17 protein-coding genes and 2 pseudogenes are annotated in these 21,922 nt (G+C 44.8%); 9 read left to right on the top strand and 10 right to left on the bottom strand.

The features are described from left to right. The first annotated feature begins 3 nt into the window (after positions 1-3). On the top strand, positions 4-1,431 hold the full coding sequence (locus sps_RS07580; protein ID WP_077751984.1) for an Lcl C-terminal domain-containing protein: 1,428 nt from the start codon (positions 4-6) through the stop codon (positions 1,429-1,431). 18 nt (positions 1,432-1,449) lie between these two features. Further along, positions 1,450-2,019 (top strand): Lcl C-terminal domain-containing protein, encoded by a 570-nt coding sequence (locus sps_RS07575; RefSeq protein ID WP_077751983.1) that lies wholly within the window; start codon positions 1,450-1,452, stop codon positions 2,017-2,019. Positions 2,020-2,137: 118 nt separating this feature from the next. Here the strand turns inward: sps_RS07575 and sps_RS07570 are convergent, their stop codons facing one another. Continuing rightward, positions 2,138-2,485, bottom strand: coding sequence for an antibiotic biosynthesis monooxygenase family protein (locus sps_RS07570; protein ID WP_077751982.1), 348 nt, complete (start codon positions 2,483-2,485; stop codon positions 2,138-2,140). 61 nt (positions 2,486-2,546) lie between these two features. Continuing rightward, positions 2,547-2,990: a c-type cytochrome gene (locus sps_RS07565; protein WP_077751981.1), complete on the bottom strand. Its 444-nt coding sequence runs from the start codon at positions 2,988-2,990 to the stop codon at positions 2,547-2,549. A 147-nt stretch (positions 2,991-3,137) separates the two neighbouring features. Here sps_RS07565 and sps_RS07560 point away from each other — a divergent pair, with 147 nt between their 5' ends. Both sps_RS07560 and sps_RS07555 read left to right on the top strand, forming a co-directional pair. Next, complete coding sequence (locus sps_RS07560) at positions 3,138-3,758, top strand: cytochrome b/b6 domain-containing protein (RefSeq protein ID WP_077751980.1); 621 nt, start codon at positions 3,138-3,140, stop codon at positions 3,756-3,758. An 18-nt stretch (positions 3,759-3,776) separates the two neighbouring features. Next, positions 3,777-4,199 (top strand): MarR family winged helix-turn-helix transcriptional regulator, encoded by a 423-nt coding sequence (locus sps_RS07555; protein WP_077751979.1) that lies wholly within the window; start codon positions 3,777-3,779, stop codon positions 4,197-4,199. Positions 4,200-4,385: 186 nt separating this feature from the next. Here sps_RS07555 and sps_RS07550 read toward each other — a convergent pair. Further along, positions 4,386-5,129, bottom strand: a pseudogene (locus sps_RS07550) (SDR family oxidoreductase). 148 nt (positions 5,130-5,277) lie between these two features. Here sps_RS07550 and sps_RS07545 point away from each other — a divergent pair. Further along, positions 5,278-5,871 carry a TetR/AcrR family transcriptional regulator gene (locus sps_RS07545; protein WP_077751978.1) on the top strand — a complete coding sequence of 198 codons (594 nt, stop codon included), beginning with the start codon at positions 5,278-5,280 and terminating at the stop codon, positions 5,869-5,871. A 69-nt stretch (positions 5,872-5,940) separates the two neighbouring features. Continuing rightward, positions 5,941-6,636, top strand: a complete 696-nt coding sequence (locus sps_RS07540; protein ID WP_077751977.1) for an aspartate/glutamate racemase family protein — start codon at positions 5,941-5,943, stop codon at positions 6,634-6,636. Between the two features lie 14 nt (positions 6,637-6,650). Here the strand turns inward: sps_RS07540 and sps_RS07535 are convergent, their stop codons facing one another. Beyond that, a complete protein-coding gene (locus tag sps_RS07535) occupies positions 6,651-6,953 on the bottom strand; it encodes a hypothetical protein (RefSeq protein ID WP_077751976.1) in 303 nt (100 codons plus the stop codon). Positions 6,954-7,435: 482 nt separating this feature from the next. Here sps_RS07535 and sps_RS07530 point away from each other — a divergent pair. Then, positions 7,436-8,104 (top strand): annotated as a pseudogene (locus sps_RS07530) (porphobilinogen synthase); the annotation flags it as partial. Positions 8,105-8,113: 9 nt separating this feature from the next. Here the strand turns inward: sps_RS07530 and sps_RS07525 are convergent. Next, positions 8,114-9,270, bottom strand: a protein-coding gene (locus sps_RS07525; protein WP_149027232.1) for an IS3 family transposase whose coding sequence is annotated in 2 segments (ribosomal slippage) — positions 8,114-9,024 and positions 9,024-9,270 — 1,158 coding nt in all. Because the reading frame shifts where the segments join, the coding sequence is not laid out codon by codon here. Between the two features lie 105 nt (positions 9,271-9,375). Beyond that, complete coding sequence (locus tag sps_RS07520) at positions 9,376-10,677, bottom strand: anaerobic C4-dicarboxylate transporter (protein WP_077751975.1); 1,302 nt, start codon at positions 10,675-10,677, stop codon at positions 9,376-9,378. A 559-nt stretch (positions 10,678-11,236) separates the two neighbouring features. Between sps_RS07520 and sps_RS07515 the strand changes: the two genes are divergently transcribed. Next, a complete protein-coding gene (locus tag sps_RS07515) occupies positions 11,237-14,104 on the top strand; it encodes an ExeM/NucH family extracellular endonuclease (protein ID WP_077751974.1) in 2,868 nt (955 codons plus the stop codon). A gap of 86 nt (positions 14,105-14,190) precedes the next feature. Here sps_RS07515 and sps_RS07510 read toward each other — a convergent pair whose 3' ends face one another. From sps_RS07510 to sps_RS07495, 4 genes are all read right to left on the bottom strand, one after another. Next, complete coding sequence (locus sps_RS07510) at positions 14,191-14,511, bottom strand: YdbL family probable chaperone protein (protein ID WP_077751973.1); 321 nt, start codon at positions 14,509-14,511, stop codon at positions 14,191-14,193. Positions 14,512-14,540: 29 nt separating this feature from the next. Next, positions 14,541-14,702, bottom strand: coding sequence for a YnbE family lipoprotein (locus sps_RS07505; protein WP_179948413.1), 162 nt, complete (start codon positions 14,700-14,702; stop codon positions 14,541-14,543). 207 nt (positions 14,703-14,909) lie between these two features. Then, positions 14,910-18,470, bottom strand: coding sequence for an intermembrane phospholipid transport protein YdbH family protein (locus tag sps_RS07500; RefSeq protein WP_077751971.1), 3,561 nt, complete (start codon positions 18,468-18,470; stop codon positions 14,910-14,912). A 302-nt stretch (positions 18,471-18,772) separates the two neighbouring features. Continuing rightward, positions 18,773-19,621, bottom strand: a complete 849-nt coding sequence (locus sps_RS07495) for a D-hexose-6-phosphate mutarotase (RefSeq protein WP_077751970.1) — start codon at positions 19,619-19,621, stop codon at positions 18,773-18,775. A gap of 391 nt (positions 19,622-20,012) precedes the next feature. Between sps_RS07495 and sps_RS07490 the strand changes: the two genes are divergently transcribed. Beyond that, positions 20,013-21,809 carry an acyl-CoA dehydrogenase C-terminal domain-containing protein gene (locus tag sps_RS07490; protein ID WP_077751969.1) on the top strand — a complete coding sequence of 599 codons (1,797 nt, stop codon included), beginning with the start codon at positions 20,013-20,015 and terminating at the stop codon, positions 21,807-21,809. Positions 21,810-21,922: the final 113 nt, after the last annotated feature.

The following is a 21,922-nucleotide window of genomic DNA, read 5'->3' as shown; positions in this document are numbered from 1 at the left end:
ACCATGAAAAGAAACTTAAGCCCGCTCTATCTCGCGCTCGTTTGTGCCGGATTAACCGCCTGTGGCTCGAGCGATGACTCGACCACCACACCGACGACTGAACCAGGCAAGATATACAGCGTTAGCTTTGCTGCTGGCACGGATGTAGATGGTCAGGTCTGCGCCGATAGTAACCAAAACTTCGTCTGTGATATGGGTGAGACACAGGCAGATATGACAGCCGGTGTGGCTAATCTGAGCAGCGAAGATGTGGCTGTGCTGAATAATTACTACATAGTGCAGAGTGAGGGAGCCAGCAGTGATAAACCTATGGTGCGTTACCTTGCATCTGCGGCTATCGCTGACAAGAGTGAAGTGACACTAAGCCCTGTTTCCAGCATGGTATCAGGTCTTATGCTTAACGGTATGACACAAGAAAAGGCATTAGCTTCGATAGCAACAAGCCTAAACAAGCAATTTAAGCTTGAGTTGCCGACTGACGCCAGCTTGTTACAGCATCATGATGCCTTGACCGATTTTAATCCTAAATTCGATATCATGTGGCAAGCGATAGGTGGTGAGGCGGTTCAATCGCCGGCTTTACTGGCCGCAATGAGCCAGCATCTGGCTTCATGGGCTGGTATGACAGATGAAGAGATGGCAAGTTTTGCAAAAGATATCGTGGGTTACGCCAGCCAGCTAAATTCGGCTTATCCCATGACAGACACTGGCATCACCTTGTTTGCCGATGGCAGCGCTTTCGCTTCCGATAGCCAGGACGAGCAGTTTGCCGGGCAAGATGCTAACTATGGTCTGGATAAAACCAATAATGATAACAGTGACGGACTTGCTGGTTTTAGTTATCTGAAACTCGATGCTAAGGGCGAGGCATTGGTTGCCGATGCTCAGCAATGGAGCTGTGTTAAAGATCTAAATACGGGGCTTATCTGGGAGAATAAAGCAGCTGATGGTGCAAGCGTACAAGATAAAGATCATCTGCTGGTCTACATCAAGGATGACAGAGCCGTTATCGAAGGTGAGGTGAGTGAGGCCAGTTGTGATGATGCCAATGGGATCTGCACCATAGCGCAATATAAGACCTACCTGAATGAGTTGGAAGAGAAACAAGGTTTATGTGGGGTTAAGGATTGGCAGTTACCCACTTTTGATCAGCTTTATAGCCTAGTTAACTTTGCCTCTACCGATTCAGGTAGCGATGATGTGCAGATGGCTGTTGATATCAAGTTCTTCCCCAATACAGCGGATAACGATTATTGGACAAGTACGCCTTCGGTAGAAAATTATGCCTCGATGGATCAGTCTGCCTACATGTGGACCTTAGGTTTCAACCGTTGGTATATGGGCGCTACAACGTCTTACTCATACTGTGTTAGTCAAGATGATTGTGACTATCCATCAGCCTTACCTGTCCGTCTTGTCGGTGTTAAATAAGAGAATTAGGGAAATATAATGAAAAAATTACTATTAGCTGCGGCGATAATCCTGAGTTTCTCTGCGTCGGCGGTGGAACAAGCTTGTGAAATGAGTTTCGATGCCAGTACACCGACCGCAAGATTTATCGATAATAATGACGGCACGGTAACAGATCAAGCCACTAAGCTAACTTGGATGCGTTGCTCTGTGGGCCAGAGCTGGAACAATGAGACTAAGCATTGCGATGGCATGCCAGTAGCTGTTTTCTGGCAAGGTGCGCTGCAAGCAGCAGACAATGCCAGAACGAATGAGGCAAATAAACTATATCACTTTGCTGATAAGACAAATTGGCGCGTGCCTAACATCAAAGAGCTTGTTTCTATACGTGAGCAACGCTGTGTGCATCCAGCGATGAACAACGTGATTTTCCCTAATGTCGATGCGATTGCTCAGGCCGAAGGCGGCTATTCATATCTGTGGTCATCGACTCCTGTTATTGCTGACGAAGGGATCATGAATTTAGATGTGACAGCAGGCGCCGTGGTAGCAAGTAGCTCGGTAGTGGATTATGTCAGGGGGGTGCTCTTAGTCGCCGATCCTGAATAATTAATGTTACTGGTATGCATACTTTTGGTACCAAGATATAAGCGACTCTCTCTGACATTTAACTATCAGGGAGAGTCCAGTTTTGTCTAGGTGATTGGGGGCGAGATGCTTATTTTAACTATTTACGTATGACGTCATACAGGGCTGGATAAAACTTCATCCCTTCAATAGGCTTCTGCTTCAACTCTTTCCTCATTTTTGATGTTGCAGCCTTGAAGGTTTCGATGCTTTCCCATTCGGCGATATTGATTAAATGAAACTTTGCATCCGGCTGTATAGATTGGTGTAGCTCGGTGGAGACGTAGCCTGGCTGTTCCATTAGAAAGTCTCTTGCTGCCTCCCAGTAGACAATGGTTTCAGTTTCTTGACCCTTTGGCACCTCAAAAGGGTTGATGAGTATGACATTCTGCGCCATGGCAGTGGTAGGGAGTATGATCATCAGTACGGTGATTAGTAAGCGTTTCATAATATTTCCTTTATATATTTATTGAGTTAGATTAATTGGATTTATAGTTTGGTTAAGTTGATTACCACCATGAACGGTATTTTCTATGGCAGCTATTGCATGTGGAATTTGCTTTTTTTAAAGCAAGTTTTGCAGCGTTAGTATCTTTTTGTAATATCGCAGTATTGAGGGCGTGAAAATGGCGATCCATGAGTGCTAATTCATTTTTAAACTTTGTAGGCGTGTTCCAAATCTTTTGTTTTGCTCTGCTATTCTCATGACTCCCCTGTGGAAATAAACCACTTAATGAGGAGGTTGCGGCTAGCAGGTTGCTGCTGTTAGCCAGTAGAACTGGCCAAGGGATCTCATCACTTTTAAGATCTGCTTCAATTTGATCATTGAGCTCCTCTATTTGAGTAAATGACGCTTTACGCTCTTTTATCTCATCCTCAAATTTATTCACCTTAGCAATAGCATTTAGCGAAAGTGTCGCGCAGATAATGATTATGCTAGGACTGTATTTCATTCTAATTATTCCTTTGTAGGTTGTGTATTGAATCTAGGCAACAAGTCTTCATGCCTTTGGTATGAGCAATAATTTACATGACAATCATTGCGTGCGCAACAGTTGTCATGTAAATTATTGTAACCGCATTGATGATGGAAGTATGAAATGAAAGTTTGGGATCTACCTACACGTCTATATCACTGGCTTCAAGTTGTTTTGGTTGTTGGATTAATAGTGACAGGTTATCAAGGTATTATGGTTCACGTGGGCTTGGGGTTAGGCCTAGCTACATTGCTTATTTGGCGAGTTTTATGGGGAGTAGTAGGTAGTGAAACCAGTCGTTTTTCTCATTTTGTTCAATCGCCCAAGACTGTAATTAATCATATAAAGGGTCAGAAGCAAGAGAAACCTGGTCATAATCCTGCAGGAGGGTGGATGGTTATACTCATGTTGGTAGTTTTATTCCTCCAGTGCTTAACGGGTTTAATCGTTGCGGGTTTGGTAGTAAAGATACCGTTTGCTGATATATGGTTAACCGAGGGTGTGGTTGAGAGCTTAATGGGTGTTCATGCATGGCTAGCAATATTATTACCTGTGCTAATAGGGTTACATTTGATGGCTATTCTGATTTACAAGTTACGCTCGAAGCCGCTAGTTTGGGCTATGGTGCTTGGGGTTCAAAGCCGAGCAGAACAGGTCGTATTAAGCTTTGAATCAAATAAACGTGCATGTGTAGTGTTAATTGCTTCGGTATTAGTTACCATTGCAATAGTTGCACAGTCATAATATGTTCGTGAGCAAATAATGAGTAAAAAGTTTGAGCGTCAAGCTAGCTTTGGATGGTTAACAAATGTTATTGCCAACAGGGCTGCAAGAAAATTTGAAGAGCAGCTGAAAAAGCAGGGATTAACTCTAGCCCTTTGGCCAGTTTTGATGTGCCTTTTTGAGGAAGAGGGGGTCACACAGAGTGAGATTGCCAGAAAATCTATGATTGAAAACTCAACCACTACCAGAACATTGGATAAACTGGTTAAGCTGTCTCTGGTTGAGCGACAAAGCGATCCAAACAGTCGTAGAAGTTTTCACATTTATTTAACCGAGAAAGGTCGAGCACTACAGAGTCAACTATTACCTATTCCTGTCGCGGTGAATAAAGAGTTATTAGCTCCACTCTCAGCGAGTGAGCAGAAAGAGCTGATACGTCTATTACAGAAGCTGGTCAACTAGGCTTGCAAACTGTAAAGCCCTTACACTTAAGCCGATAATCGGGCATCTAGGCAGCTAGACATATCGATTCAAACTTGTATATAAGGGCCAAATGATAGATAAAGGCCAATTCACCGCAGGGGTAGGCAAGTCCTACGAACGTTGATTTGAAGGCTCATCACAGCCCCTTCGGATTTGAGTCGATCATCAAGATTCAGATAAATCAGCCTCGATGATGTTGTCGGCATAGCTTTGGTAGGCACCTTGAAAGTCTCTGGCCATGGCATCGGGGAAGAGATGAAAATCTCCTGCTTTTAGTGAGCTCACTATCCCTTCGGCAACAACGCTGGTGGGCTCGGCAATGTCAGTCATGCCACCTTGGGCCGCCATATCGGTATTGATAGGACCAGGGTGGACACTCAATACAGCGATTCCTTTCGGCGCCAGGCTCTCTTTTAAACCTTGGGTAATAGAATATGCAGCCGCTTTTGATGCTGAATAGGTGGTGAGTGCTGCAAAGTTTTTAATTGAAGCTACCGAGTTGAGTTGAACCAAGGCACCAGGGCCATTTTTCTCTAGTACCGGGGTAAATGCCTGGGCTATGCGCAGCAAACCAAATGCGTTTATGTTTAGCTCTTCGATCAATGACTGCTCGGCATGTTCATCTAAAGGGGCGGCGACTTTCAATATGCCTGCGTTATTCACAACGACTTGTACATCTGCAGTCAGTTTCGCGGCTGCTACAATTGATTCTGGTTTGGACATGTCGATCAGCAGAGGGGAGACCTTATTTGCATATAGCTCTACGAGTTAGGTTGTAGAGTCGAGATCGCGCACTGCTAAATAGACCTTCTTAGCGCCGTGAGCCAGAAACGATTCAACGATTGACTTGCCTATGCCGCGATTCGCGCCGGTAACCAGCGCCACTTTATCTGTAATATCAAAACTCATTGCTAACTTCCTTCTCAAGGTTATCACTTTCTTTACGGTTTAAAATACATTTTGTACCGATCGGTACATTTGATATTATATTTACCGATCGGTACAATATTGTCAAGAACCAAGATTATTTTATTTATATAGATGAGCTGAGGCAGGTATGGCTTCCGGTAGAAAACGTAACTTCGATATTGATGGAGCCTTAGAGAAAGCGACCTTAGTATTTTGGCAGAAGGGCTTCGTGGGCGCGTCCATGACAGATTTGACCGAAAGTATGGGGATTAACAAGCCTAGCTTGTATTCGACGTTCGGCAATAAAGAGCAGCTGTTTGTCACAGCGACTGAGCACTATCTGGCCAAATATGCCGCGCCCCATGTTGAAATGTTGCAACAGCAAAATCTTAGCATCAAACAACGCTTGTTAAATTACCTCTTGTCTGTGATAGAGATGCATTGTGATGTATCGCTGCCAAAGGGCTGTTTTGTTTCTCTGTGCGCCGCAGAATCTGCTAGTCATGATATGCCCCAGAGTGCCATGGATGCCATATTAACGATCCAAGGCTCTCATCAAAAGTTGCTGACCGACTTTTTTAAAGAGGAGAAGGCTCAAGGCAATCTGGAGAAAAGCTTCGATGTTGAGGCCAATGTTAATTATATTTTGAGCTTTATTCATGGTTCTGCTGTGCTTGCCCGCTCGGGTAAGACACTCGATGAGCTGACTCAATCCGTTCACGTTGCCGTGAAGGTGTGGTGATCCTGCTGACACGTGAGTTTAAGCCTGCTAGTTTGTAACCTGCTAACTTGACTACATTATGGAGAGAGTGTGAAGACCATAGGAATGATAGGTGGCATGAGCTGGGAATCAACAGTCAGTTACTATCAGGCAATTAATCAAGGCGTTAAGCATGAGCTCGGTGGTTTACATTCGGCCAAAATCGCCCTCTATAGCGTCGATTTTGCCGAAATTGAGCGTCTGCAACATCTGGGAGAATGGGGGAAAACTGCAGAGATACTCGCCGAGGCGGCGCGCTCTGTTGAAGCTGCGGGGGCAGATTTTTTTATGATCTGCACTAATACCATGCACAAGGTTGCCGAAAAAATGGAGCACGCTGTGGAGATCCCTTTGTTGCATATCGCCGATGCTACAGCTCATAAGCTTATTGCAGATGGGGTAAAAACTGTTGGGCTATTGGGTACACAATTTACTATGGAACAGGACTTCTATAAGGGACGTTTGATCGAGAAATATGGTATCGAGGTGCTAACGCCTGATCTTGAAGATAGAGAAGTCGTTCATAGGGTTATCTATGAGGAACTCTGTCTTGGTAAAGTGGAGCCACAATCTCGCCAGTCCTACCTGAAGATCATTGAAAGCCTTTATGTTCAGGGGGCACAGGCAGTAATATTAGGTTGTACTGAGATCGCGCTATTAGTTAATCAGCAAGATACTCAAGTACCCTTGTATGATACGACCGCAATCCACTCAGAAGCTGCGGTAACATTTTCACTGGGCAAATAATTTGATTAATGCCGTTATTCAGCTGCTACCAATAGGCTAAGGCCGCAATCTTCTTCATCTTCACACTGGATTATATTGACGTTGCTAGCAGTAACTTGGGTGAGCATCGTCTTTAGCCGCATATTACTTTTATCAAGATTATTTTTCTCAAGGCCACTGTTTTCACGGTCACTATTCTCAATGGGAAAGATAACGGTTTCGACTTGGTTTTTACTGAAATTGTCAGAATGTGCTTGAGTGTTAAAGTAATCAGACATATCACTGAAGGTGAGCCAGAAAGCGTAGGCGACGATGCTGTAGATAGTAACGCGAAACATGGTAAAACATCTCTTGTTTGTAAAAGTTAGCGTACAATATACGCTTAATTTTCAAACAAAAATACTGTCAATATACTGCCTTGCATCTCACTGTTTTTGATTGCCTTTACAGGTTAAATGATCTGGATTTTCATCTTTATTGATACTAAATGCTAAAAAATGGCTTGGCGACAGAAAAATAGCAAACACCTGTTTGTTTGACGTTTGCTTAATCTTAATCTGAAGTACCTTTCTCTTAGGAATAAAACTCTGCTCAAAAATATGACCCTATTTGACTTTGAAAGCCTTATTATAGTTCGCTGATGACAATAGTTTGTTAGTTATCACTTGATAACATGAGATTAACAAGGGATTGCAACTAAAGACTTAAGGGGTGAGTTGCCTGAACTTTTCACACCGCTTAAGGTCTTATTATAAAAGGTTTAAATTTACTCCCCTTTATTTAAACTGAGTCTCTAGCAATATTCTAAATAGGTTACTCCATTTTGAACATAACCCCATTACGTCGTCTAAGACGCTTACGCAGCTCCGAAGTCATGCGTGATCTATTGCGTGAAAGCCACCTTTTACTAAACGATTTAATTCATCCAATATTTATCGAAGAACAGATCGATCAAGTAGTGCCTATTTCTACCCTACCTGGTATCAACCGTATTCCCGAGGGCTGCTTAGCCGATGAGGTTAAACAGCTTTACGCTCTTGGCATACGCTATGTTATGCCTTTTGGCATATCTCACACTAAGGATGCTCAAGGAAGTGATACTTGGAACGACAATGGTCTACTTGCTCGTATGGTCAAGACGATAAAATCTGCCGTTCCCGAAATGATGGTAATTCCAGATATTTGTTTCTGTGAATATACCGATCATGGTCATTGTGGTGTAATGCAAAACAACAAAGTATGTAACGACATTACAGTTGAAAATTTAGTCAAACAATCGGTGACCGCAGCTAAAGCTGGTGCTGACATGTTAGCGCCATCGGCAATGATGGATGGCCAAGTAAAAGCCATTCGTTTAGGACTTGATGCCGCTGGTTTTCAAGACGTAGCAATTTTGGCACATTCGGCAAAATTTGCATCTTCTTTTTATGGCCCATTTAGAGCTGCGGTAGACAGTGAACTTAGTGGAGATAGAAAAGGCTACCAACTCGTATTCTGGTCAAGCACAACTGGACACCTGACTTTGTAACTTTTCATAGTTGCTCGGTGTTAAATCACCTAGCGTAGTATGTAACCGCTCATGGTTGTAATACCTAATATATTCCTCAACATCTTGCTTCATTGACTCTCGTGTTAAATGAACTACATTCAACAGCCATTCGTGCTTTAAACTACCAAAAAATCGTTCAACGACAGCATTATCTAGGCAAGCGCCAACACTGCTCATAGAAGGTGTCATTCCGCTCTTTGTTAGCAAGCTTTGGAATTGCTTACTCGTATACTGCGAGCCTCTGTCACTGTGAAATAAAACACCGCAGCCTGGTTGACGAAGTGTTATAGCCACCTGTAATGCACGTTCAACCAAGCTGACGGTCATTCGTTTCGAGATACTCCAGCCAATGATTCGTCTAGAGTGTAAATCCATAACAATAGCTAAATACATCCAGCCTTCGTTAGTTCTCAGATAGGTGACATCACCTGCCCAAGCTTGGTTAGGTTCAGCAGGGTTAAAGTTCTGGCTCAGCACGTTATCTGCAACACTATCACTGTGTTTTCGCTTAGTCGTTACTGTATAGGCTTGGCGCTGAGTCACCACTAAGCCAAGCTTTCGCATGATAGAGCGAGTGCGATAACGGCCGATGATATAGCCTTCTTCACATAGTTTTTTGGATAACTGACGTGAGCCTAAGCTGTTACGACTGCGCTTGAAAAGGCGCTTTGCCGTACGATACAGTTTTAGCTCATTTTCGCTAATAATCTTAGCGGGCCTAGATAGCCAATCATAGAAGGCACTACGGCTAACGTTCAGCACCTTACAAACTGTTTTTATTTCGAATTGAGAGCGGTTGTCTCGAATATACCGAAACTTTACTTCATTTCTTTCGCGAAGAAGGCACTGGCCTTTTTTAATATTTCTTTCTCTACCCGAAGCTGCTTAACCTCTTTTCTTAGGGCTAAAAGCTCGGCTCTCTCATCTGAAGTTACGTTAGAACTCTCTAGCTCTTCAGCCTTCTGTTTCCAGGTATAGAGCAGGTTGGATGAGACACCAAGCGCGTCTGCGGCTTGTGGAACGCTATAGCCTTGTTCGGTTATTAAGCATAAAGCTTCTTCTTTAAACTCTTTGGTATAAGTTCGGTACTGTCTTTTCGTATTCATGCTCACCTCGATTGATAGTTCTATTATCCACAATCATGGTGTCCAGATCGATTAGACCAGAATAAGAATGAGAACAAAACATGGTTAAACACTTAAACACTAAATTTATAAGATGAGCCCACCGATCAAGAATCCTAGGGCTACCGAGGTAGATATGGTCACAAGACCTGGAATAAAGAAGGGATGGTTAAATACTAAATTGCCTATGCGAGTCGATCCTGTATCGTCCATCTCAACTGCTGCGAGTAGAGTCGGGTATGTGGGCAGTACGAACAGGGCGCTAACTGCGGCAAATGAAGCGATGGCGGTGAGTGGCGCAACGCCGATGGCTAAAGCCGCTGGCATCAAGGCTGTGGTAGTTGCGCCTTGTGAGTAAAGTAGCATAGAGGCGAAAAATAGGGTTACCGCTAGCATCCAGGGATATTGATTGAGGATGTCTGCGGAAAATTCTTTTATTTGATCGATATGGCTGGATACGAAGGTATCACCGAGCCAAGCTACCCCGAGCACACAGATACAGGCGCTCATGCCTGACTTGAAGGTAGCGGCATTGGCTATCTTAGATGCATCTATTTTAGTGAAGGTCACTATGGCTGTTGCTGCTGAAAGCATAAAGACCATGATGGCATCGTTGCGCCCCAGTGTGGGGTTTTCTATGATATTGACCGCATCGGAAATCAATGTTGCATACACAATCACACCCACAATGGCGGTAACGAATATTCCGGTGGCTAACTTGGCGGTAGGCAGTATCTCTCTTTGAGTTTGTCCCTTAAGTGTTACTAAGCCTTTTGCCAGTCTCTCCTGATAAATTTTGTCATCTTTGAGTTCACAACCTAAGAAATTTGCGACGAACGCGCCCACCATACAAGCGGTGAAGGTGGTTGGAATACAGATGGCGAGCAAGGTTAAGTAACCGACACCGAGAGGCTCTAAAATACCGGAGAAAAACACCACAGCGGCTGAGATAGGCGATGCCGTTATAGCAATTTGTGAGGCGATAACTGAAATACTCAAGGGGCGTGAAGGGCGAATACCTTGTTCCTTGGCGACTTCAGCAATGACGGGCAAGGTAGAAAATGCAGTGTGTCCAGTGCCTGCAAGTAAGGTCATAAAATACGTGACGATGGGGGCGTAGAAGGTGATGCGTTTGGGATTTTTACGCAGGAAACGCTCCGAAAGGTCAACCAACCAGTCTAAGCCGCCAGCTACCTGCATTGCGGCAATCGCAGCAATCACTGACATGATGATCAAAATTACATCGACGGGAATATGTCCGGTATCGACGCCCATAAATAGGGTCAATACTAAGACGCCGGCGCCGCCGGCCAGCCCTATTCCTATTCCACCAATTCGCGCGCCAAGATAGATAAAAGCAAGTACAACAAAAAACTCTATAGCGATCATAAGTAACCTTTATTTGAAACAAATTAGCGAAAATGTGGATGTCGAAGAAATGTTAGCTAAGTTAAACAAATTAGATTTTACTCCTGTTAAACCTTAAGTAGAGGGCTGTAATTCACTATTTGTTTAAGCTGTGATACGGCTCACGTGCTGCTTTTTCATAACTTGGCCTAGCGCACAAGTGAGTTACTACCAGGATAGGGATACCTGTAACATTGATAACTCGATGAGGGGCGATGTGAATTAAATATGATGTTTTGGCAATCATGATGGTGTGTTGAAACTGCAGAACATTCATTTTAGATATTTTTTAAAAATCAGCTTTAAGACTGACGGCCCGTAACGAGCATAGTGTTGAACTATCTCTGTAAAGATAGTGAAACACTCTTTAGCTTATTAAATGATACAAAATAGAACTGACGCAACTTAACTGCAACCCTTCAGAAACAAAACTCCTTTATAGTATCGTCTGGTTTTTTGGATAAAAGCCTGAGTAATTTGAACAAAAGAGTCAAATACTCGAATTAAAACTAGGTTAAATGGATAATATTAAGGGGTTAATATGTTTACCAAAGCAAGTTTACTTGCCTTGGCGATAAGTGGTGTTTCCACGTTCGCTCAGGCAGCCGATCATCTCATCATTTCTGAATATGTCGAAGGCAGCAGTAACAACAAGGCCATCGAGTTCTACAATCCTACCAATACTGATATCGATCTCAGCCAATACCAAGTCGAATACTATTTCAATGGCAGAACAGATGTAGGTTCGACCATAGCATTGACTGGAACCTTAGCTGCTGGGCAGACGTTTGTACTGGCAGACAATGATGCCAGCGCTGAGATTTTGGCCCTTGCCAATCAAGCGAGTAACGCGAGTTTTTTTAACGGCGACGATGCTATCGTCCTCAGGAAGTCGGGTGCGGTCGTTGATAGCCTAGGTCAAGTCGGCATTGATCCTGGTAGTCAGTGGGGAACGGGCGATTTGTCGACTCAAGACAACACGCTGCGCCGCGATCCCGCTCAGCTCATCGGCGATGTGGTTATTGACGATGAGGTGACATTCGATACCTGGCAGGGTTTTGCTAAGGATGATTTTTCAGATCTTGGGCAGTTTAATGCTGACCCAACTGACCCAACTGACCCAACTGACCCAACTGACCCAACTGACCCAACGGATCCCACAGAACCTGTGACTCTGGTGTGTAATGACCCATCCACGGCTATCCATGTTATTCAAGGGGTAACGGATACCAGTCCACTTAATGGTCAAGTTGTCGAAATTGAAGCCATTGTCACGAGTAATCAAGAAGCGGGTCTTAAGGGCTTGTTTGTGCAGATGGCTGACAACGAAGTCGATGGCGATCCTTTGACCTCTGAAGGTGTGTTCGTTTATACGGGCAGCGCCACGGGTTATCTTGCTGGTGATCGTATTCGCTTACAAGCTGCGGTTAAAGAGTATAACGGCTTGACTGAACTCACCGATGTCACCGCACATATGCTGTGTGATTCTGCCCAAGTGATACCAACCGCAGCAGTGGTGACATTGCCCATCGATGAAACGAGTGACTTAGAAGCATTCGAAGGGATGCGCGTTAGTTTCAGTCATAACTTAACCGTCAACGAGGTGTACAACTTAGGTCGATATGGTGAGCTACTGCTAGGTAGCCAACGTCACTTCATTGGAACGCAAGTCGCAGTGCCTGGCGCCGATGCGCTTGCTGTTACGGCGGCTAATGCCAAAGATGCCATAGTATTAGACGATGGCTTAACATCTCAAAATCCAGATCCTGTCCGCTACCCGGCTCCAGGCTTAAGTGCATCAAATACTGTGCGTGTCGGAGACACTATCACTGGGCTCGATGCTGTGATGCACTATGGTTTTGGTAAATATCGATTAATGCCACTGGATACGGTTAATTTTGTCGCCGAGAATGCAAGAACATCTGCGCCTATGCTCGCCGAAGGTGGCAATCTAACGCTTGCCAGCTTCAATGTGCTTAACTATTTCAATGGTGACGGTGCGGGCGCTGGATTCCCGACGCCACGTGGCGCGGATACCGCTACTGAATTTTCCCGTCAAAGAGACAAGATCATTGCGGCTATGGTTGCCATTGATGCCGATGTTGTTGGCTTGATGGAGATTGAAAATGATGGCTTTGGCAGTGAGTCAGCCATTGCCGATCTGGTCTCAGGCCTTAATCAGGCAATAGGTGAAACTCGCTATGCCTATATCAGTGCTGAAACAGCCGCTGGCATCGGGACTGATGCTATCACTGTGGGCTTGATTTATCGCTTAGACAAGGTGAGCCCGGATGGCGCGGCTAAGGTGCTATCAAGCGCCAATTCCCCATTGGATGAAAACAACGCACCACTGTTTAATGATGGCAAAAACCGCCCAATGTTAGCTCAGAGCTTCAGACATCTTGAAAGCGACGAGGTGATTGTGGTTGCAGTGAATCATTTCAAATCTAAGGGCAGTGATTGCGATAGTTTAGGCGATCCGAATATGAACGATGGCCAAGGTAACTGTAACTTGACCCGCACCAGTGCCGCTCAGGCAGTTGGTTTGTGGTTAGAGGCCCAGTACGCCGATGCCGATGTATTGGTGATGGGCGATCTCAATGCCTATGCTCAGGAGAATCCATTAACTGCACTTAAAAATGCCGGCTTTGTTGAGTTGTTCGAACACCTTGATAAAGAAAATGCATATTCTTATGTTTATTCGGGAGAGTCGGGTCAATTGGATCACGCCCTGGCCAATGCAAGTTTATTGGATAAAGTCATTGATGTAACTGAGTGGCATATCAATACCGATGAGCCAAGATTACTCGACTACAACGAAGAGTTTAAGTCAGATGCACAGCTCGCTGATTTGTACAATAATGATGCATATCGCTCATCTGATCACGACCCTGTAGTTATCTCTGTATTGCTTGGTGAAGAGAACCTTGCGCCAGTAGCCAGCTTTACAGTGTCTATTGATGGTGCCATGGTGACCTTTAACGATAACTCAACGGATGAAGATGGCGAAATAGCCAGCTACTCGTGGGAGTTAGGCGATGGTGCTGTAGCTGAGACTGCTATGGTTAATCATGAATACGCCCAAGATGGTGATTACGTGGTGACATTAACGGTTACCGATAATGGCGGGTTAACCCACAGCGTATCGCAAACCGTTACCATAGATACACAAGCTGACAAGATTAAGCCTGTGGCTGTGATTCAACATATCGACCTTTGGTTTATCGACTTGTTTGTGTCTATGAGTTTTGATGAAGATGGTTATATCACTAAGCATAAGTGGAAGTTTAACGATGGCAGTCGTGCATCGGGTCCACTGGCAATCAAGTTTTCCAGCCGTGCTAACAAGGTGAAGTTGATCGTTAAGGATGACGATGGCTTGAAAGGGAAAGCAAGTCTTAAGTTCTAATTAGTACTGTTACTCAGCTTTAGTTGATGCAGTAAAAAGCCCGCAGTTGCGGGCTTTTTCGTTTTACATCAATAAAAATTAAGCGCTTACTTCTTTATCCACTTACCACTTTTACTTTGGATAAACTGACCTTTCTTGGTTGCCTTCATTGCTTTCTCGGCAGCCATTTTACTGACCTCAGCGACTGAGATCCCATTCTTCTTGGCAATCTTCTGATAATGAGATTTACGCTTGGCATTGACCTGTTTCGCTAATGCGCTAGCATCCGGGCTGCTTTTCACTATGCCAAGATAGCCGTTTGTCTGCTCTCCAACTAAGCCTTGAGACTTAGCGTCATGTAGCGATATAGCGAATGCATTTAGGCTCAGCAATAGTCCTGCTGCGAGCACCAATAATTTGGTTTTCATTCTGTACTCCTTAAATTCTATAGCCGAGATTAAAACAGTTCATCGTTGGTCAGTAGCTCATCGAGCTCTTTATCGATCTTAATTCTGATCTCATGTTCAATCTTTACGTTCAGGTTAATCACAATTGGCTTATCAGGTGGCTCAATTTTGACTGTGGGTGTACAGCCTGTGAGCGCCAGGAGAGCGATCATCGCGCTAATGGTCGTGGGCAAAATAGGCAGTCTCTTCACTGAGTGTTCCTTATTTTATCAATTAAACTTTGTTGCAGGTTAGTATCACTATATCGCTTCGAGATGACTGTAAGCTGAACGCACAAATATCATCAAATCATCTCCAAGCAGTTAGTTCATCGTTAGTTCATTGGTTCTGCTGTCTGGGTCTGCAGCTATCTTTTGTATCTAGTTCATTGATTGCTCTATCTGAGTCTGCAGCTTATCGCCGATCTGTAAGCTCTTTAACAGTTGCAGCATGTTTTCCTCTTGAGAGTAGTTCAAGTGAATAGGACGTTCAATCCCTTTCGCTTTTCCTTTTACACTCACCTTTAACTGTGCATCACCGCTTGGTTGCATATCGAAGGTGCTAGCAAGCTCAGAATATTCGAGGTGTTCCATGGTGGAGAAGGCGAAATCTAAGTAGGGCTGTGACAGACGCATCTGCTCTACTGCCGGGTTACCGCTTACTGAGATAAGCCCCCCCGGCGCTCGTGCTGCCAGCTGTCCTCCGCTAACAGCGATCTTGCCATGGACTAAATCAACCGGTAATACACCATCGAAGATCCCGTCGGCATAGAGGCCGACCTGTGGCTGAATGGCTAGTAACTGTTCAAGCTCAAGACCCTGCAGGAGCAGATAGCCATGAGATTTGTCGTGTAACCTCAAGTTAAACTCGGGCAATAGTAGTTGTCCGCCAAGGAGATCGCCGCTGGCATTCATTTGAATACTCGCTGCACTTAAGGTGTCAGGAATGATAGACACTTCATTTTTGGCTGCACCTTGGATCTGCGTGTTTTGTTGTTCTGTTATTGATTCTGTTATTGCGTCTTTTATGTTTTTAGCCGCGAGTTTATCGTCATGGGTGATACTAAAGTCAGCTTCGGCCTTGATATCTGTGATCAATACGCCGGGATTAAACGCATCTGCAGAAAATTGGATATCCGGGCAGGCTAAGGTGCTGATGCTAGCTCCCTTAGACTCAGGGGCTGAAGACTGACTAAATTGCTCCAATTGATAGTGGCAATGAGCATGGACATCGGCTTCCTCGAAGGGAAGCTCGTTAATGCTACCGCTGAGGGAAGTGAGTTCAGGTGTAAAATTGATATTCATTTGAGTCGAATTATCATTTTTATTGAGTTCATACTGAGCTTGCAGCCGGGCATCACCTGTAATGAACAGGGATGTTGGCAGGGAATAATTATGGCTCACAAGGGATAAAATATTGCCAAGGCTAGTTGCTAAGTTCAGCTTTCCTGTGAGTTGCAACCCTGAGCTGTTAGCTCCGCTTTCAACTGTGGCTGCAGAATTCATTTTTGGCTGTAATCTATGTTCACTCACAAACTCCAGACCATCGAACTCCCAGCTTTCATGGGTATCTAACTTAACGCCATTCCAGTCTAATGATTGTGAAAGACTCGCCGTGTATAGACCTAGCCATTTTTCGGTACGTTTTCTTTTGTTTTTAAGGTAATGGTGAGTCAGGTCTGCGCCATTGAGCTTATAGTGGAGGAGGTTGTGCCACTGGTTTTGGGTTAATACCTGACTCAGAGCCTCCGCCGTGAAACCGGATACAAGTAATGAGCTGGGCTTTTCCAAGGAGAGATACAGGCCTGATAGTTTACCTAGGTATTCGCTTTTTTCTGCCGATGGTACAGGTTTGAAGGCCAACTCATTATCTAGCTGATCGAAGTTTAATGGAGGGACGCTTATTTGGAGCGGTTGTTTGTCTTGGTCTGCTGAGCCACTCATTCGCTTTATCACCAGTTGGTCAAGGCTGGTTAGATGCGTTATTGCTGTTGATACTGTGAGGCTGTCCCTTGAGCCTGTGGACTGAATAAATTGAACGTCTTCAGACTCGAGGGAGAAAGCGGATAAGGCTAATTGACTGTAGGCTTTAGCTGCTTGCTTGTTGCTTATTAGGTCTTGATCAACAAGCTGCTTTTCAATTAATAAGTGGCTCATTCCCTTAGTGCTGAACGCCAGGCTGTTAGCATCGAAGCTGAGCGCTTTAGCCCCAGAGGGTAAATCAGTGGGTATGTCTTGCTTGTAGTGCGTAGGGCCAACAGATAATGTCAGGTTGGGGATATCTAGGCTCATTGGACTCGCCTCATTCGAGGTTATCACCAGCTCATCATGGCTAACGAGTTTGAGATTGTTCAGCTCAAATTTAATAGGGGGATGATTATCAGTTTCTTTGGCTGATTGTTGTTTAACTTTGCTGGGAACTAGCTCCACACTGGTTATGTGCGCCTCTAGACCCGGTTTGATACTGAGCTTAAGTTGAGGCGATTCATGGTCTGTATCTGTCCCTATATTAATTTTACCTGCCAGGGAAACAGATGAAGCACCGAGTCTGATATCTGTTGTCAGCTTGTTGTTGGTAGGACTGTCAGAAATTTTATTTGCGACAGAATCTGGCTCGTTAGGTATTAAGGAACTTAGCAGTAATGCTTGCTCACGCGCTGCTGCGAAATGCCATTTGCTTTCAAACTCGAATGCCTGGCTCTGTGTGGGTATTTGCAGTGATAAATCGTTTGCTGATAATTGAGCATCCACCATGGCATCACGGATTTTAAACTGTGCATGGTCTAAAGAAATATGCTTAGAGACAAACGAATACTCTAAAGGCTCGTTCAGAGTCAATGACATCTCGATTGCTGGATTTTCATCCTTATCTTTTCCTTCTGCTGTCATCCTTCTGGGCTCGAGCATCGCCTTGATAAGGGGAGTGCTCCCTTGATTATGCTGCTCATTAAAGAGAAGGGGCAATAAGCTGTTTATCTGATGGGGACTCGGACTAATCTCAAGGACGAAAGGCTGTAGTGAGAAGGTGAGATCTGCAAGATGTCCGGCGATTTCAAATTTAACGCTATCTGGTTCTGAAGTTTCTTTGGTCGATGTATTTAGCGAATGTGGCGCTAAAGTGAGCCCTTCGAAATGACTCAGTGTCAGACTCGAGTTCTTTAAGACATGGGAGGATGTTAATTGGGCCGACTTTAGATCCAGTGTGGCATATGACGCTAGGCTGCCACTTAATTCTAACCCTAAACGTTCACTCTCCTGTTTAAGTGCAATCAGGGGGGCGAGGGCACTATTATCGAGTTCTTGTGCGGCGAGTTCACTAAGCAATGTGTATAGCTCATCGAAGACCAGTCGGCTCGATATGCGCCATTGATTCTCTGTTAAGCGGGCATCTAATTGGAAAATGCCATGACCTTTGCGACTGATTGCCGTATTTAGGTTGCCCTCTTCATCTAATGTTAAATATTCCATGGTCAGGCTCAGAGCGGAAGGTGAAATGCCTGCCAAGGTCAATGAAGTGGTGCCAATATCTATCTGAGGGAGTTCATTGAGATCCAGTGCCACGGTCGGCCCTTGCTGGTAGACATTTTTCCCTTCGTCAGTTAACACACCGGGATTGAGCTGGGCGTGTATCTCTTTGACAGAAATTACCTCTATTAAGTTCATCACCTGACTGGCAGAGAGTGGCTGGGAATAGAGACTGAAGAGACTCATATTCGTATCTAAGGTTAACGCTAAACCTTCGATGTTTATGTCGCTGTCATGAACCGTTAGCTTGAGTTCGGGAAACAGCCAATGGTGAGTCGAGGTGGGTCTAATGCTGAGTTGAGTTATCTGAGAGTCATATTCGGCGAGATAATGATTTGCAATACTCATTAATACTCTCTCGTAGCTGTTCACTAAAATGACAGCGAGAGTGAGTAGAGTGAAAGTCAAAGCCAGCATGAGCCGCTTTGTTTGGGATAGACGACTTAACATGTTAGATAATACGGTTAGCATGGATAAATATTGTTTGAGTTTAGCATGGAGTGATATTCAACCGTAACAATATCACTAAAGGTATATTGCAGCTAAGCTAGTGTCATTGGATTGGTGCAACTGATTGATGAAAATCTGTTTTAGCTTGGTGGGTTTCATTCAAAATTCCTTGTGGCGTTCATCATTAACGTTATGACCATGTCTATGAAAAAAGGGCTTATTGATAAACAATATGCCCTTTAATTGAGGTTTGGCTAATTAAAAATAGGTTAACTTTTCCAGCCAATCTTAGTGGTCAACATATGGGTCTCATCGGGGGCAAGTGTGAGCTTATCTTCAAGCACATTGGCCGCCTCGAGACAGACCATGGCCTGGTAGTCATTGCTATTGAAACGAGACAGACGCTGAGACTTATCAATCCAAGGGTTCCACAGTACAGCTGAGTGGCTGTTTTCACGGCTCACTTCAATAATGCCGTCTGGGGTGTGCAGCGTTTGTACATCGGTTAACTGGGTGTATACCCGATCAGTTTCTTTGTCGAATAGCACTTCATCGCCATTTTGTTTAAATGGACCTTCGCCAAACTCTATGTATTTTGAGCCTTCAAAGCCAGTGGCTTTAAGCTGATGAATATCTTGGATCGGGAAATAGGTGTGCAGCGCCTGGGTCAGACTCACCGGATAACTAGCCAAATTGGTGTTTTTTAATGACACGGTTAGGGTATCGGTTAAGGTAAACAGCATTTCGACACGAGTGTCGTGGGGCCAATAGAGCTTGTCTTCGTCACTTATCTTTAGAGTCAGTTTCAGTTCGACGGCCTGGTTTTTCATCTGTACAGATTCCAGTGCCCAGATGCGTGTGCGAGCGAAGCCATGTTGAGGCCAGTCAGGATTATCACTCTGGCCAAACCAGGGCCAACACACAGGGATCCCCCCTCGGATGCCACTGCCTGGCTGATAGTCATCGGCGGATGAGACCCAAAGTAGTGGTGCTTTACCGACAGGCTGGAACAAGTCTATTTGCGCGCCTTGCAGGAAAATTCGCGCCTTACATAATGGTGTATCTACATCGACATATTCTAAACCATTGGTGTGTTTTTTTGTGGTGACTGAGCCCATTTACTGCTTCCTCATTCCATCAATTCGCGCCGTACATCCAAGAGACCATATTTGTCTTTATATGTTTGAGCAGCGGAACTTATTTCAAAAACTGACGATTAGCTTACCCTGTTTTCTCCCCCTTCATAAGGGGTCGTTATGCTGAATTTATGGTAACGCTGTTCTAGCAATGGAACAAACTTGCTCTAATGGTGTTTTTTTTAGCCAAATTAAGTAAAGTGGTCGGAGTTCTGTACTTGTAAAATGATTAAATTAAACGCATGATTGAAACTTGTGTATGAAAGCTCATTCTAATTGAACTTAAGTATCAACTCACAAGATATCTTAGAAAGAAGACCTGATAAATAACACCTGAGTTTTACCATTTAGCATAAAAATAAAGGGAACAGGAATGCCAATATATCAAGCGCCACTTCGTGACTATCAGTTCGTGCTCAATGAACTCCTCAATATATATCAACGTACTGAGCTTAAAGGCTTCGATGAGATCGATGCCGACTTAGGTGATGCAATCTTGCAAGGAGTGGCGGATTTTACCACAGAGGTCATGTTGCCCCTCAATGGCAGTGGCGATGTGGAAGGCTGTAAGTTGGTGGATGGCAAGGTCATCGCTCCCAAAGGTTTTGCCGATGCCTATCAGCAATATGTCGACAATGGTTGGGCGACACTGACTTGCGATCCCGAGTACGGTGGACAGGGGCTGCCTGAGTCTATCGGTGTATTTGCTACCGAGATGAAAACGGCCACCAATATGGCGTTTGCCATGTATCCGGGTCTGACACATGGCGCTTATGCGGCAATTCATGCCCATGGCAGCGATGCACTGAAACAGAAATATTTAGAGAAACTGGTTTCCGGTGAATGGACCGGCACCATGAATCTTACAGAGTCCCATGCGGGGACTGATTTGGCGTTATTGAGAACCAAAGCCGTAGAAGCTGGTGAGGGACTGTTCGCTATCTCGGGTGAGAAAATATTTATCTCATCAGGTGATCATGATTTGGCGGAGAATATTATCCATCTCGTTTTGGCCAGACTGCCCGACGCACCGGAAGGGGTGAAGGGGATCTCATTGTTCGCCGTGCCTAAAATAATGGTTAATCCAGATGGCAGCTTAGGTGAAGCCAACAGTTTATGTGCGGCGGCGCTTGAGCATAAAATGGGCATTCATGGTAACTCTACCTGTGTGATGAATTTTGATGCTGCCATAGGTGAGCTTATCGGTGAGCCCCATCAAGGTTTGAGAGCCATGTTCACCATGATGAACCAAGCCAGACTCGGTGTTGGCGTTCAAGGTTTAGGTGTGTCAGAAATTGCCTATCAAAATGCGCTAGCTTATGCCAAAGACAGAATTCAGGGCCGCGGTTTAAGTGGCGTAAAAGATGCTCAACAAGCCGCCGATCCTATCTTGGTACACGGTGACGTCAGACGTATGCTGATGGCGCAGAAGTCTTTCAACGAGGGAGCGAGAGCCTTAATTGGTCAGCAAGCCCTATGGCTAGATGAAGCCGAGCGTCACCCCGATGCCGATAAGGCAAAGGCGGCTAATAAGCTCGCGGCGCTATTTACGCCAATCGTGAAAGGTTTCATCACAGACAGAGGCTTCAATGCCTGTGTTGATGCTCAGCAAGTCTTCGGTGGTCATGGTTATATTCATGAATGGGGCATGGAGCAATTTGTACGCGACATTCGCATCGCCATGTTATATGAAGGCACTAATGGCGTGCAGGCACTGGATCTCGTCGGTCGCAAGCTGATGGGTGATAAGGGGGCTACCTTGATGGTTTGGTCAGATATGGTTAAAACCCTTATCGGCGAAAATATGAATAATGATGCCATGAAGCCCTATCTTGCTGGCTTGATGGATGCATCGGGCGATCTTGAGAAAGCGACCCAGTTTATGGCCGTTAATGCTGCTAAGAACCCGGATATTTTGGGCGCAGGCTCTATGCCATACATGCAGATCCTTGGGATCACTGTACTGGCCTGGATGTGGACTCGCGCTGCTGCTGCAGCACTTGCGGCTCTTGAGTCTGGTACGGAAGATACCGCTTTTTATGAGGGCAAGCTTAAAACCGCTCAGTTTTATATGAGTTATTGGACGGTACAGACCCGCAGCCTACGTAAGCAGATAGAGTCCAGCAGTGAGCTTTTGACCCAACTTGAAGAAGCCGATTTTGATCTTTAATCTGTCAGGCTTAGCTTGAGTATGAGGCTTGATTATGCGCTTTTAGCCAGAGTCTAAGCACTTGAACTGTCGATAGTAGAAACAGAAGCATAAATGCCGAGGCATTTATGCTT

The organism is Shewanella psychrophila, assembly GCF_002005305.1.
Lineage (GTDB): Bacteria > Pseudomonadota > Gammaproteobacteria > Enterobacterales > Shewanellaceae > Shewanella > Shewanella psychrophila.
Note: the sequence above shows the minus strand (reverse complement) of the source record. Positions and strands in the feature narration are given on the sequence as shown.

Excerpts from the sequence above, each read along its gene's own strand:
- sps_RS07495 (WP_077751970.1), bottom strand. The coding sequence starts at position 19,621 with ATGGGCTCAGTCACCACAAAAAAACACACCAATGGTTTAGAATATGTC.
- sps_RS07575 (WP_077751983.1), top strand. The coding sequence starts at position 1,450 with ATGAAAAAATTACTATTAGCTGCGGCGATAATCCTGAGTTTCTCTGCG.
- sps_RS07520 (WP_077751975.1), bottom strand. The coding sequence starts at position 10,677 with ATGATCGCTATAGAGTTTTTTGTTGTACTTGCTTTTATCTATCTTGGC.
- sps_RS07555 (WP_077751979.1), top strand. The coding sequence starts at position 3,777 with ATGAGTAAAAAGTTTGAGCGTCAAGCTAGCTTTGGATGGTTAACAAAT.
- sps_RS07505 (WP_179948413.1), bottom strand. The coding sequence starts at position 14,702 with ATGATCGCTCTCCTGGCGCTCACAGGCTGTACACCCACAGTCAAAATT.
- sps_RS07535 (WP_077751976.1), bottom strand. The coding sequence starts at position 6,953 with ATGTTTCGCGTTACTATCTACAGCATCGTCGCCTACGCTTTCTGGCTC.
- sps_RS07560 (WP_077751980.1), top strand. The coding sequence starts at position 3,138 with ATGAAAGTTTGGGATCTACCTACACGTCTATATCACTGGCTTCAAGTT.
- sps_RS07545 (WP_077751978.1), top strand. The coding sequence starts at position 5,278 with ATGGCTTCCGGTAGAAAACGTAACTTCGATATTGATGGAGCCTTAGAG.
- sps_RS07565 (WP_077751981.1), bottom strand. The coding sequence starts at position 2,990 with ATGAAATACAGTCCTAGCATAATCATTATCTGCGCGACACTTTCGCTA.
- sps_RS07515 (WP_077751974.1), top strand. The coding sequence starts at position 11,237 with ATGTTTACCAAAGCAAGTTTACTTGCCTTGGCGATAAGTGGTGTTTCC.
- sps_RS07500 (WP_077751971.1), bottom strand. The coding sequence starts at position 18,470 with ATGCTGGCTTTGACTTTCACTCTACTCACTCTCGCTGTCATTTTAGTG.
- sps_RS07490 (WP_077751969.1), top strand. The coding sequence starts at position 20,013 with ATGCCAATATATCAAGCGCCACTTCGTGACTATCAGTTCGTGCTCAAT.
- sps_RS07580 (WP_077751984.1), top strand. The coding sequence starts at position 4 with ATGAAAAGAAACTTAAGCCCGCTCTATCTCGCGCTCGTTTGTGCCGGA.
- sps_RS07570 (WP_077751982.1), bottom strand. The coding sequence starts at position 2,485 with ATGAAACGCTTACTAATCACCGTACTGATGATCATACTCCCTACCACT.
- sps_RS07510 (WP_077751973.1), bottom strand. The coding sequence starts at position 14,511 with ATGAAAACCAAATTATTGGTGCTCGCAGCAGGACTATTGCTGAGCCTA.